19 protein-coding genes are annotated in these 9,817 nt (G+C 64.6%); 18 read left to right on the forward strand and 1 reads right to left on the reverse strand.

Features of this window, described 5'->3' with window-relative positions; genetic code table 11:
• Nucleotides 1-98 precede the first annotated feature (98 nt).
• From AC2YHA_RS07130 to AC2YHA_RS07195, 14 genes are all read left to right on the forward strand, one after another.
• The gene (locus AC2YHA_RS07130; protein WP_487400930.1) at nt 99-716 is read left to right on the forward strand and encodes a S24 family peptidase; all 618 of its coding nucleotides are present in this window, start codon (nt 99-101) and stop codon (nt 714-716) included.
• A complete protein-coding gene (locus AC2YHA_RS07135; RefSeq protein WP_487400931.1) occupies nt 716-985 on the forward strand; it encodes a hypothetical protein in 270 nt (89 codons plus the stop codon). Before AC2YHA_RS07130 ends, AC2YHA_RS07135 begins: the two co-directional genes overlap by 1 nt.
• A 30-nt stretch (nt 986-1,015) precedes the next feature.
• On the forward strand, nt 1,016-1,396 hold the full coding sequence (locus AC2YHA_RS07140) for an HIRAN domain-containing protein (RefSeq protein ID WP_487401718.1): 381 nt from the start codon (nt 1,016-1,018) through the stop codon (nt 1,394-1,396).
• Nucleotides 1,397-1,486: 90 nt separating this feature from the next.
• Nucleotides 1,487-1,891, forward strand: coding sequence for a hypothetical protein (locus tag AC2YHA_RS07145; RefSeq protein WP_487400932.1), 405 nt, complete (start codon nt 1,487-1,489; stop codon nt 1,889-1,891).
• Between the two features lie 354 nt (nt 1,892-2,245).
• Nucleotides 2,246-2,482 carry a hypothetical protein gene (locus AC2YHA_RS07150; RefSeq protein ID WP_487400933.1) on the forward strand — a complete coding sequence of 79 codons (237 nt, stop codon included), beginning with the start codon at nt 2,246-2,248 and terminating at the stop codon, nt 2,480-2,482.
• Nucleotides 2,479-2,808 carry a hypothetical protein gene (locus AC2YHA_RS07155; RefSeq protein ID WP_487400934.1) on the forward strand — a complete coding sequence of 110 codons (330 nt, stop codon included), beginning with the start codon at nt 2,479-2,481 and terminating at the stop codon, nt 2,806-2,808. Before AC2YHA_RS07150 ends, AC2YHA_RS07155 begins: the two co-directional genes overlap by 4 nt.
• Complete coding sequence (locus AC2YHA_RS07160) at nt 2,805-3,116, forward strand: hypothetical protein (protein ID WP_487400935.1); 312 nt, start codon at nt 2,805-2,807, stop codon at nt 3,114-3,116. The genes AC2YHA_RS07155 and AC2YHA_RS07160 overlap by 4 nt, the downstream gene beginning before the upstream one ends.
• Entirely contained in the window at nt 3,113-4,432 is a 1,320-nt protein-coding gene (locus AC2YHA_RS07165; RefSeq protein ID WP_487400936.1) for a PD-(D/E)XK nuclease-like domain-containing protein, read from the forward strand. Before AC2YHA_RS07160 ends, AC2YHA_RS07165 begins: the two co-directional genes overlap by 4 nt.
• Before the next feature lie 2 nt (nt 4,433-4,434).
• Nucleotides 4,435-4,659, forward strand: a complete 225-nt coding sequence (locus AC2YHA_RS07170; RefSeq protein WP_487400937.1) for a hypothetical protein — start codon at nt 4,435-4,437, stop codon at nt 4,657-4,659.
• Nucleotides 4,660-4,671: 12 nt separating this feature from the next.
• Nucleotides 4,672-5,547, forward strand: a complete 876-nt coding sequence (locus AC2YHA_RS07175) for a hypothetical protein (RefSeq protein WP_487400938.1) — start codon at nt 4,672-4,674, stop codon at nt 5,545-5,547.
• 202 nt (nt 5,548-5,749) lie between these two features.
• Entirely contained in the window at nt 5,750-6,118 is a 369-nt protein-coding gene (locus AC2YHA_RS07180; RefSeq protein ID WP_487400939.1) for a hypothetical protein, read from the forward strand.
• Nucleotides 6,115-6,678 (forward strand): hypothetical protein, encoded by a 564-nt coding sequence (locus AC2YHA_RS07185; RefSeq protein WP_487400940.1) that lies wholly within the window; start codon nt 6,115-6,117, stop codon nt 6,676-6,678. Before AC2YHA_RS07180 ends, AC2YHA_RS07185 begins: the two co-directional genes overlap by 4 nt.
• Nucleotides 6,679-6,818: 140 nt before the next feature.
• Nucleotides 6,819-7,217 (forward strand): hypothetical protein, encoded by a 399-nt coding sequence (locus AC2YHA_RS07190; RefSeq protein ID WP_487400941.1) that lies wholly within the window; start codon nt 6,819-6,821, stop codon nt 7,215-7,217.
• Nucleotides 7,201-7,989 carry a hypothetical protein gene (locus AC2YHA_RS07195; protein WP_487400942.1) on the forward strand — a complete coding sequence of 263 codons (789 nt, stop codon included), beginning with the start codon at nt 7,201-7,203 and terminating at the stop codon, nt 7,987-7,989. The genes AC2YHA_RS07190 and AC2YHA_RS07195 overlap by 17 nt, the downstream gene beginning before the upstream one ends.
• A gap of 4 nt (nt 7,990-7,993) precedes the next feature.
• On the opposite strand, the gene AC2YHA_RS07200 is transcribed toward AC2YHA_RS07195, so the two are convergent.
• Complete coding sequence (locus tag AC2YHA_RS07200; protein WP_487400943.1) at nt 7,994-8,125, reverse strand: hypothetical protein; 132 nt, start codon at nt 8,123-8,125, stop codon at nt 7,994-7,996.
• Nucleotides 8,126-8,264: 139 nt separating this feature from the next.
• Here AC2YHA_RS07200 and AC2YHA_RS07205 point away from each other — a divergent pair, with 139 nt between their 5' ends.
• The 4 genes from AC2YHA_RS07205 to AC2YHA_RS07220 all read left to right on the forward strand — a co-directional run bounded on the left by AC2YHA_RS07205 (nt 8,265) and on the right by AC2YHA_RS07220 (nt 9,606).
• A complete protein-coding gene (locus AC2YHA_RS07205) occupies nt 8,265-8,516 on the forward strand; it encodes a hypothetical protein (protein ID WP_487400944.1) in 252 nt (83 codons plus the stop codon).
• Between the two features lie 136 nt (nt 8,517-8,652).
• The gene (locus AC2YHA_RS07210; protein WP_487400945.1) at nt 8,653-9,006 is read left to right on the forward strand and encodes a hypothetical protein; all 354 of its coding nucleotides are present in this window, start codon (nt 8,653-8,655) and stop codon (nt 9,004-9,006) included.
• Nucleotides 9,006-9,290 carry a hypothetical protein gene (locus AC2YHA_RS07215; RefSeq protein ID WP_487400946.1) on the forward strand — a complete coding sequence of 95 codons (285 nt, stop codon included), beginning with the start codon at nt 9,006-9,008 and terminating at the stop codon, nt 9,288-9,290. Before AC2YHA_RS07210 ends, AC2YHA_RS07215 begins: the two co-directional genes overlap by 1 nt.
• Nucleotides 9,277-9,606 (forward strand): hypothetical protein, encoded by a 330-nt coding sequence (locus AC2YHA_RS07220; RefSeq protein ID WP_487400947.1) that lies wholly within the window; start codon nt 9,277-9,279, stop codon nt 9,604-9,606. The genes AC2YHA_RS07215 and AC2YHA_RS07220 overlap by 14 nt, the downstream gene beginning before the upstream one ends.
• Nucleotides 9,607-9,817: the final 211 nt, after the last annotated feature.

The following is a 9,817-nucleotide window of genomic DNA, read 5'->3' on the forward strand; positions in this document are numbered from 1 at the left end:
AAAAGTGTGCACTCAATGCGCACGACAGCTATGCTGCGCTTGTGCAAGATAGGCACATGGATGTTGAGTGGCTGAAGTCCCGAAAATCAGAGCTTGGCTTGAAGGACGGCGATCTCGCCGGGCCGATGGGCGTCGAGCGGTCAGTCGCCAACAAGATCGCGAACGGTAAGGTTGCGCTGAATGCCCGTCGCGCCGACGCGGTGGCCGATGTGCTTCGGGTGAGCCGAGACGAAGTCCTGTATCGCTTCGGCATTACAGATCATGCGCCTACGCCATCCCCTCACCTTCCGGTCCCAACATCAACTGACACCGTGGAAATCCAGAAGCTCGACTTGTCCCTCTCGATGGGTCCGGGCACGCTGATAGACGACTGGGTCGAGGCCGAGCCGGTCTCCTTCGACCTGGCATTCATCCGCGGCATCACGCGCACACCGTCCGACCGGCTGCGTCTGGTGACCGGTATCGGTGACAGCATGTACCCGACGCTCAACTGGGGCGACGTGATCATGGTCGATACGACCGACCGGATGCTCGCGCGCCAGGACGCGATCTATTGGGTGTCGGTGCACGGCGCCGCCGGGATCAAGCGGCTGCGCAACATCGGGAAAGGCCGGATTTTGGTCATTTCCGATAACCAAGCGGTCGCCGACCAGGAGGTCGAGGCGGATGATCTGCGGATCGAGGGGCGTGCTATTTGGTTTGCGAGGGGGCTGTGATGTTGGCGATGGCGGCACTAGCGCTGTTTTTGGTTGATCACGAGCCGAAGACCACCAAGGTGAAGGTCGAAGGCGCGACCTTTCGAGTCACCCGCGCGCACGGCGAGATAATCGTGGCCAGCAAGGCCATGCTGACCAGGAAGTCTCCTGAACTGAGCCGTAGAATGCACGACGCAGTTCGGCAGGTGACTGGCTGCGGACTAAAGAACGAGGTATGGACCGGCAACCTACTTCGTGGCGAATCTGATTGTCCTGATCAGAATAGGTGATTGCGATTGAGGTGCTTGTCGCTTGCGGTTGTGGGCGCCGACCATCCGAATAAGCGCGGTCCCGGCCGGCGATTTGAAATACGGCTTTGCTCGCCCGGCGAGCCGATCGAAATGCGCCTGGAGCCAAAGAACCCAGCCGACCCGCGCGCAGTAGCAGTTTATTCCTGCCGCCGCGTCCAGATCGGATACCTTACAGCCGAGCGGGCCCCGTGGATTGGCGGCATGATCCGCAACGGCCGCCAGCTCACGGCCATCTACCAGCGCCACACGAGCTACGGCGCGCTGATCCGTGTCGCCTTCGATGGGGCTGAACCCACCCTACCCTTTGAGCGTGAGCAGACCCCGTTGGACGAGGTTCAGCGCATTGGGATCGAATCGGGTTTCTGGCCGGACGAAGAGTGGCCGGGATAAAATGTGCATATGATGCACTTTTGAGCTTGACCGCGGTGTGCACTTGATGCACATTCCTCCCATCGCCCTCCCGGCGACTAGGAGGAACCCGTGGCCACGGCCGCACATATTCTCGACCGCTACGAAAGCCGCTGGTGCCCGCCCGCGATGCTTGGCAAGCGCCAGGCGAACCATGCCGCGATCCGCGCGGACGGCTTCGGTGAGAAGCTCGACAGGCTGATCGCCATGCTGGCCAGCCACAGCGCCAAGCTCGCCGAGGTCGAGCGCCTCGCCGCCACAGCGACAGGCCCCGCCGCTTTCATCCTCGGCATGAAGGCCAAGGAGGCGAAGTCCGCGCTCGCGGCGATCGAGGCGACGCTGGACGCGCCGGAAATCAGCGACAGCCCGTACGGCTCGCTTGGTTGGTGGGGACCGAACGGTCGCGGCCCGGCAATCGACGATCTGCTGCGGTCGGCGCGGTTTCACGCCGGCGCTCCGGTGGGGGTGGGGCTGTGAGTGGGCCGCGACGTCGGCTCTTCAAGGAGCCCTCGCATCAGGCGGCCTATGACGGCCTCCGGAAGATGCGCCCCGATCCCGAGAAGTATCGGGGCATGGGCGGTGGCGGGAACGCTTATGCCGTCGGCTATACGATGCCCGACACGCCGAACCGGCTCTTCCCGAGAGGAAGTAAGGCATACGCCCATTGGGCCGCTGGCGTGGACAACGCTCGCGAAGATGCAGCCCGGGAGCAGGGCAAGTGAAGCCCCTCCCCCTAACCGCCCTCCTGTCGGCCACTGCGTCCGACTGGACCGCCTGCCTGATCGGAACGGCTGGGGTTGTTCTGATCGTCTTTGTTGGGAGCTGGATGTGATGTCAGCAACGGATACGCCGGGGCCGCTGGAGCGGCTTGAACGGGCAGTGTGGGATAGCCGCGTGTCGCCGAGCAAGGCTGACATCGCCGTTCTGCTGGATTCCCACAAGGCGATGCGGGAGGCGCTCGAAAGCATCGCGGAGTATTGGAACCGCGACCGTAATGACACCGCGATGCACGATGCTTGTTGGCACGCGATCAACACGGCGGAAGATGCGTTGGGCGGTGCGGAATGAACGCGCCACTGCAAACCGAATGGTGCTTCGACGTGCCGGATGCTGATCATCGGCGCGGTCGCCATATCGTAGCCGTTGTTGGTGAGCGGGCGCACTCGGGCCAGATCTGGCACCGACTGTATGTCGGCGTCGCCGCGACGATGTACGAGGGCCGTCAGGGCTGCGTCCCCGAGGATATCGAGCGGCTAGAAGAACTCGGCGACATGGCACGGGGCACCGGTGTCGTTGTCGCTTGGATGGACTTCATCACGCCGCCGCTGACGATGGACACGCGTGACTTGCCGGCTCTGCCGACACCGCAGCGCGCGAAGGGATCGAGCCAGTGACCGCCCTCGCCAACATCCGCCCGCAGCCGATCGTCCGCGAGACGTTCGAGATGCTGCGCTTGGCCGACGACGGCCGTATGTGGAGCATCGGCGATCGAGCCAGCTTCGACGAGGCGCTGGAGCACGCGACCGCGACGTCGATCCACAAGGACCGGTTCGTCATCCGGGTGACGGATATCGAGACCGGCCGGGTGACGCTTCACATCTACGCGATCCGGCAGGGCAAGCCGGTGTGGCGGCATGTCGACCACCAGCCCAAGCGGATCGTGCCGCTGAAGGCGGAGAAGATCGTCGAGGTGCGGCTGTGACCCGGCGTGATTACGAGGCCGCGATCGAGCGGGAGGTCGAGCGCTGGCCCGGCGTGTCCGTCCGGTTCGAGGACGGCAGCAAGCACCCGCGCGCGGTGTTCCGGTTCGGCGATGTCGAGCAGTTCAGGCCCTACCCGTCATCGCCGAGTGATCAGCGTGGCCTCGACATGAAGATCACGGAAATCCGCCGCTTGCTGAAAGACATGGGCGCGGTGCCGATGCCGCGGCCGAAGGCGGACGGCCCGAAGCGCGAGCGCAATCCCGGTGCCGACCAACGGCAGCTACCGGTCGGCGAGCCGGCGCCGGTGAAGCCCGATCCGTGGGCGGCGCTGCGCGGCACGCCGCGGCGCTTCGTCATCACCGCGCCCGGCGCCTATCCCGATATCGACGCCGAGGACTATCACCGCAACCCTGACCTGCTGCCGGCGCCGTCGCTGTCGTCGACGGGCGCAAAGACGCTGCTGAACAAGTCGCCGTTCCACTTCTGGTTCGACAGCCCGATGAACCCGTCGCGGCCACCGGAGGAAGCGAAACCGCATTTCAGCATCGGCAAGGCCGCGCACGACGTGCTGCTGCTGAGCGAGCGGTGGGCTGAGCATTACCATGTGCTGCCGGAAGGCTTCTCCCGCGCGGCAACCAGCAAGCACGCCGACGCCATCTTCGAGGCGGCGCAGGCGGAGGAAGCTGGCAAGACGGTGCTCCGCCACCAGGACGCGGAGATCGTCCGCGCAGTCGCCGATGCGATCCGACGCAACAGCCTCGCAATGGCGACGCTCACCAACGGCGTCACCGAGGAAACGCTGGCCTGGCAAGATCCGGAAACCGGCGTTTGGCTCCGCGCCCGCCCCGACTTCCGCCCGAACAGCATCCTCGAGAAGCGCGACGTCATGGTCGTGTCGGACCTGAAGTTCGTGGCGCCGACCAATGCCAGCCCGGACGGGTTCAAGCGGGCAATCGCCAACTTCGGCTATCACCAGTCCGCAGCCTTCTACGCGGACGGCATCAAGGCGGTGTACGGCCATTACCCGACGCATTGGGTGCATGTCGTCGTCGAGAAGGAACCGCCGTACTGCGTCGCGCTGTACGAGCTGCCGGGCGAGGACATCGAGCGCGGTCGCTGGCTGAACCGGCAGGCGATCCGCAAGTTCGCCGAATGCCTCAGCGCCGACCGCTGGCCCGGCTACGCCGACGAGCCCGCACAGGTCGGGCTGCCGGTGTGGGCGCGCAAGCAAATCGACGACATCGAGGGTCACGAGCTCGCTTGGTCGGCTGCAGCCGACACCACCACCGACACCCGCATTTTCGAGGAGGCATGACGATGGCGAACGAGACACAGGAGCCTCCGTTTTGGCTCGTCTGGGCCGAGGACGGCGGACAGCCGACGGTCAAGCACCCGTCGCCCGAAGCGGCGGAGGCGGAGGCGCGGCGGCTCGCCAAGCTCATCCCCGGCAAGCGCTTCTTCGTGCTCTGGCCGTTCCTTGCGGTGACCGAGGCTCACACGCTCGTCGAGCGCTTCGACACCGAACTTTACATCCCTTTCTGACGGAGAACGACAATGGCAACGCAGTTGCAGACCACCGACGACACCCAGCGAGCCAACGTGCCGGCGCTGTCGCCCCAGCGCGAGCGCTACGCGATCCTGAAGGACCAGGCGAAGATGTTCGCCATGTCGCCGCTGATCCCCGACAGCCTGCGCGGCAAGACCTTCGAGGAGGGTATCGCCAACTGCCTGATCGCTATCCAGATGGCCGAGAAGATGGGCGAAATGCCGCTCGTCGTCATGCAGAACATCCACATCGTGAAGGGCAAGGCCGGCTTCGCGGCTCAGTATATGATCGCGCGTGCCAATGCCTCCGGGGTGTTCAAGGGCCGGATCGGGTGGCGCGTCGAGGGAAAAGGCGAGGACCTCTCCGTCACCGCATTCGCTACGCTGGCCGATACCGGCGAGGAGGTGTCCTTCACCTGCGACATGGCGATGGCGCGCGCCGAGCAGTGGACGTCCAACCCGAAGTATAAGACGATGCCCGAGGTGATGCTGCGGTATCGCTCGGCGACGTTCCTCGTCCGCTTCTACGCGCCCGACGTGATGCTCGGTTACCAGACCACCGAGGAGGTCGAGGACGTGATCGCGGCGGCCAAGCCGGTGGCGACGCCGCTGACGGCCGCGATGATCGAGCACCAGGCGACGCCGGCCGGGGAAGTGGTCGACGCTGAGCCAGTCACCGACCCCACCGAAGGCCCCGCTGACACCGATCGCGGCGAGGCCGTCACGCTCGCCAGCGCCAAGGCCGAGGTCGACGCCGCCACCACGGCGCCCGACGTCAACAGCCGCGTCTCCGCGCTCGCCCCGCACCTCAACGACGACGAGGCGACGGAGCTGCGGGAATACGGCGTCGCGCGGATCGAGGCGCTGAAGGGCGCCAAGGGCTGACCAATTTCCACCAGGGAGCAGCGGGCACCTAACAAGGCCCGCTGCAAAGATCGAAGATGCAATCGCGCACTCCCCACCGCCTCGCTGGCTATGTCTCAAGCCCTGAGATGAAGCGTCGGTATGCCGATGTCTTTCGCGACGAGCCCATCCAGCGCCCTTCGTTGATAGAGCGTCTCGCCCGCGCGGCGGGGATGGTGTGCTGATGGACCAGCATTCATTTGAAACAGGCCTCCTCGCTGGCCTCAGGACCGCCTTGGTGATCATTGATCAAGGCAAAGGGCGCGACGGGGTTGCTAGCCAGATCGCCGAAATCAAGGAGATGATCTCCGTTCGAGAGAACGGCGGCCGTCCCCTCCATGTCGAGATGTCGGAGGCGGATATCCTGCTTCCGCAGCCGATCGCGCATCCTGCCGACTTCGGCTTGCCCTCCACTGGCGTTGACGACGAGCGATCGGCACTGTCGTTCGTGCGCTGGAACGCGTCAGCGATCGAAGCGGCGTCAGCCGGCGAGACGCGAAGCGGCTCGACCGAAGGCGAGAGCGCGGCCCCCGAAGGGGGAGACGCCCAATGACGAACGTATCCCACCCCATCGATATAGCGGAGCTGAGGCGGTTGCATGAGGCGGCGACGGCGGGACCGTGGCGCTTCGATGGCGATTGGCATCGCATTCCGACCATCCTTGGTCCGAGCGGCCAGCATCTTGCATCGGTCGAGAAGGAGCCGGGGCCAGAGCGCGATAGTCACACGCCAGAGCAGGCCGCAAACGCCCACCTGATCGCGGCGATTCGCACAGTGCTCCCCGCCCTCCTCGATCTCATCGAGGCTTTGGACGCGGAGAACGCGCGGCTGCGGAAGATAGCCGTGCCTGAGTGGTTCTACCCGCCCGACGACTATGGCAGCGAGAGCTGCATGTGGTCGCCTGGCGAGGTGATCGATTACATCGATCCGGAGCCCGGCAACCATGTGATCGAAATCAACGTCGCTACTCCTCTGCCGAGCATCTGGTGCGCGGTTCGCGTCACCGACGATGAGGATGCGGATGAGCGGCTCACCTTTACCGAGCACGCCACAGAGGCGGAAGCACGCGCTGCGCTCCCCGCTGCTCCCACCACAGGAGGAGCCAATGCCTGAGCGTATCGAGTGCGGGGACATCCTCGACAGCTTCCCCTGCCAGAAGTGTGGCGCTGTTGCTCCCCGAGGGTGCCCGATCCCGCTGACCGTTCGTATCGCCAAGTCGCGGGCACGACGTGCCCGGAACGGGAGCAACGCCAATGCCTGACACCCCCGATATCGCCGAGGTGGCGCTCTCGGAGGCGTGCCTCCACATCCTCCAGCATTCGCTCGGGGTGGACCAGTACGGGCGCGGCCGGCGGTACCGGAACCACTTCGTGACCGGCGAGGGCAGCATCGATCACCCGCATTGCGTGACGCTGGTCGCGCGCGGTCTGATGACGCGCCATAAGGGATCGGCGCTCACAGGCGAGATGGACCTGTTCCGCGTTACCCGAGCCGGTGACCGGTACGTGACCGAGCATAGCCCGTCGCCACCGCCAGAGCCAAGCAGACCCGCTCGCAGAAGCGGTACCGCCAATTCCTCGATCACGACAGCGGCCTTTCGTTCGGCGAGTGGCTGCGCTGCAAGTGGAGCGCTCAATGACGACCAACCGTGAACAGCGGGCGCGCGAGGTGCTGGCCGAGGCGGTTAGCGGCTTTCTCGCCCTGCAAACTGTCATCCTCTCCGGTAGCAACGGGTCAGCCGAGGATGCTTATGTGGGTATTGGCCCCGCGATCCGCGCCATGCTCGCCTTCTCCGACGCAGAGCGCAGCGCACAATCCGAACCGGGGGATGCACCCACCCCACCCCAACAGAGCGCACCAGCTATCCCGGACGGCATGAAGCCGTGGCACGGCGGAGACAGCGCGCCCGAGGATTGGGATGGCGGGCCGGTGCTGTTTCGGTGCGGCGAAACGGGTGAGGCTGAATGCGATAGCTGGAGTGTGGGCACCAAAATCGGGAACTGGCGACCGAACGAATACGACATCATCGCCTACACCCCCAAGCAACAGAGCGCACCAGCGTCAGACGTGCTGCGGGAGGCGGCAATCCATGCTGTTGCCGATATCGAGATGCAGCGCGAGGGCGCTCCGTATTCGCGGAGCCAAGAGGAATTCTATAACGACGCAGCCGAAACGGTCGATGCGGTCCTTGCCGCCCTCACCACGTCAGCACCCCAACGGGATGAGCTGGTGGAGCGGGCACGACGCCTCTACCGCGGCCTCGAAATGTCAGCCGGAATTATGCGGGACAGGCGCCGCACAGGTGGCTGGGAAGGTGCCGATCGCACGGCCAATGCCTTCGAGCGCTTCAGCGAAGAAGCGAAGTCGCTTCACCAAGCCCTCTCCCAACCGTCACCCAGCCAGGGTGAGGAGGGGGAAGGATGAGCGGTCAGGCTTTCTCGTCTCGCGCCAGCTTCTCTTCGACGGCTTCGCGGATGAACTTCGCTGTGCGGTTTTTGCCGGCGAGCGCTTCAATGCGCGTCAGCACGTCGTCCGATAGGCGCACCGTCAGCGGTCGCACTCCAAGCGGGGGCCGTCCCATTCGCCGGGAACTATCCGCTACCGCTTTATCTGTCGAGGGCATCATATTTCCGCAACCGCTTATTGACTGTGTAACCGGTGTCGCTTATATAAGCGGTGTCGGTTACGGAGGCAAGACGATGACGACCAAGCCATGGCAAATCGGAGAACTCCCCGGAAAGGTTAAGGGCAATCCGTTCCTCGTAAGTTGGTTCGTCCGCGATAGCCGACCCGGCATGAGTGGATACAATAACTTGGATCGCCGCTTCCCCACCGAAAGAGAGGCCGTCGAGGCGGCCGGTCTGCCGCTGGTGGGGGCCTTCCGCGTAACGGTTCACCACGCTGATCGTCAGAGCCCGGTCAAGTTGATTTTGGATCGGAGGGCCAAATGAGCCCTCCACTCTGCCCATGCCACCCAAGCGGTCGGCACTACTTCATTTTCATGAGGGTGCCGGGATGGTTCTGCATGGACTGCGGGTACATCGAGGACGCCAAGCGCAGGCAGCCTCGTGCGCAGGGCAGCGCAGCATGACAACCCCCACCAAAGAACAACTCCTCGCGCTGGCTTTGCGGGTCGAGCAGGCGACGGGGCCGGATCGGCACTTGGGCCGTGAGGCGCTGCTCTCATGCGGAAAGGGCTACGTCAGTCCGCTACAACGCTGGTTGGATCCCACCGCCTCGCTCGACGCCGCGACCGGACTGTTCCCGCCCGACACGATGTACCGCAGCGGTCATTCCGCCCTGTCGCGCGATCCCTCGATGTTCTTCTGCGACGCGGTGCCGCCCTCGGGAGAGGCTGTGCACGCACTAGCTGAAACCGAGCCGCTGGCGAGAACTGCCGCCGCCCTTCGTGCCCTCGCTCACGCCCTGGAGGTGAAGTGATGGCGAAGCGTTGGCGCTCACCGATCGCAAAACCGGGCGAGTTGAAGGCCGTCTATGGCCGAACGGCGGACATGGGGCTGGACGTCTACTATTGCCACGGCGGCTCTGGAGCGAACAGCCCGGATGCCCGCGTTCTCGCCGGAGCATTCGAACGCGCGCCCGTTTTCGACGGCAAGCCTCTTCGCCAAGTTCTGATCGATCGCGGCTACGACATCACGACGCTGCGGTTCTCGATTCAGCAGCGCGATAATTCCACCAAGGACCACCCCCATGTCACACCCTGAAACCGTTCCGGTCGAGCAGGTCGATCGCGAGGCGGCGGCGAAGGTTCGCCCCAACTCTCACAATTCCGCGTTGATCTTGGCAGGAGAGCGGGACGGCACAGACATCGTCCAAGCAGCCGCTCATGCGCGCATCGCCGCCCTACAGGCTGCAGCAGAGCGAGAGCGGGTGCTGATCGAGAGCGCATGGAACGATGGTTTCAACTGCGCCCGAAACTGTCTGCGCGATGACGACGCGTTCGAACTGACCGAAGACGTGCAGCACGACGCATGGCTGGACAGCGACACCCGCGCCGCCACCCCCGGAGAATCAGCATGACGGACGATACCCTGCGGGAGTGCCCGTTCTGTGGCAACCGCAGTATCCGCACGGACATATACGTGCGCGACTCTCGTCAGGTCGATCACGAATGGATTTCATGGTTCGGAGGCACCTCTCCGGTCCCGCCAGCCGCGCTCGTCGAAGTCCGATTTCGCGATGGCGATCACCGCATCGGTAGGGACGCCAGACCTGCACATGATTGGGTTTG

This window comes from Sphingomonas sp. SRI_018 (genome assembly GCF_057586275.1).

Bases quoted from the DNA above. Each gene is read 5' to 3' on its own strand.
- AC2YHA_RS07135 (WP_487400931.1), top strand. From the start codon at position 716: ATGTTGGCGATGGCGGCACTAGCGCTGTTTTTGGTTGATCACGAGCCG.
- AC2YHA_RS07150 (WP_487400933.1), top strand. From the start codon at position 2,246: ATGTCAGCAACGGATACGCCGGGGCCGCTGGAGCGGCTTGAACGGGCA.
- AC2YHA_RS07155 (WP_487400934.1), top strand. From the start codon at position 2,479: ATGAACGCGCCACTGCAAACCGAATGGTGCTTCGACGTGCCGGATGCT.
- AC2YHA_RS07170 (WP_487400937.1), top strand. From the start codon at position 4,435: ATGGCGAACGAGACACAGGAGCCTCCGTTTTGGCTCGTCTGGGCCGAG.
- AC2YHA_RS07175 (WP_487400938.1), top strand. From the start codon at position 4,672: ATGGCAACGCAGTTGCAGACCACCGACGACACCCAGCGAGCCAACGTG.
- AC2YHA_RS07180 (WP_487400939.1), top strand. From the start codon at position 5,750: ATGGACCAGCATTCATTTGAAACAGGCCTCCTCGCTGGCCTCAGGACC.
- AC2YHA_RS07185 (WP_487400940.1), top strand. From the start codon at position 6,115: ATGACGAACGTATCCCACCCCATCGATATAGCGGAGCTGAGGCGGTTG.
- AC2YHA_RS07190 (WP_487400941.1), top strand. From the start codon at position 6,819: ATGCCTGACACCCCCGATATCGCCGAGGTGGCGCTCTCGGAGGCGTGC.
- AC2YHA_RS07195 (WP_487400942.1), top strand. From the start codon at position 7,201: ATGACGACCAACCGTGAACAGCGGGCGCGCGAGGTGCTGGCCGAGGCG.
- AC2YHA_RS07205 (WP_487400944.1), top strand. From the start codon at position 8,265: ATGACGACCAAGCCATGGCAAATCGGAGAACTCCCCGGAAAGGTTAAG.
- AC2YHA_RS07210 (WP_487400945.1), top strand. From the start codon at position 8,653: ATGACAACCCCCACCAAAGAACAACTCCTCGCGCTGGCTTTGCGGGTC.
- AC2YHA_RS07215 (WP_487400946.1), top strand. From the start codon at position 9,006: ATGGCGAAGCGTTGGCGCTCACCGATCGCAAAACCGGGCGAGTTGAAG.
- AC2YHA_RS07220 (WP_487400947.1), top strand. From the start codon at position 9,277: ATGTCACACCCTGAAACCGTTCCGGTCGAGCAGGTCGATCGCGAGGCG.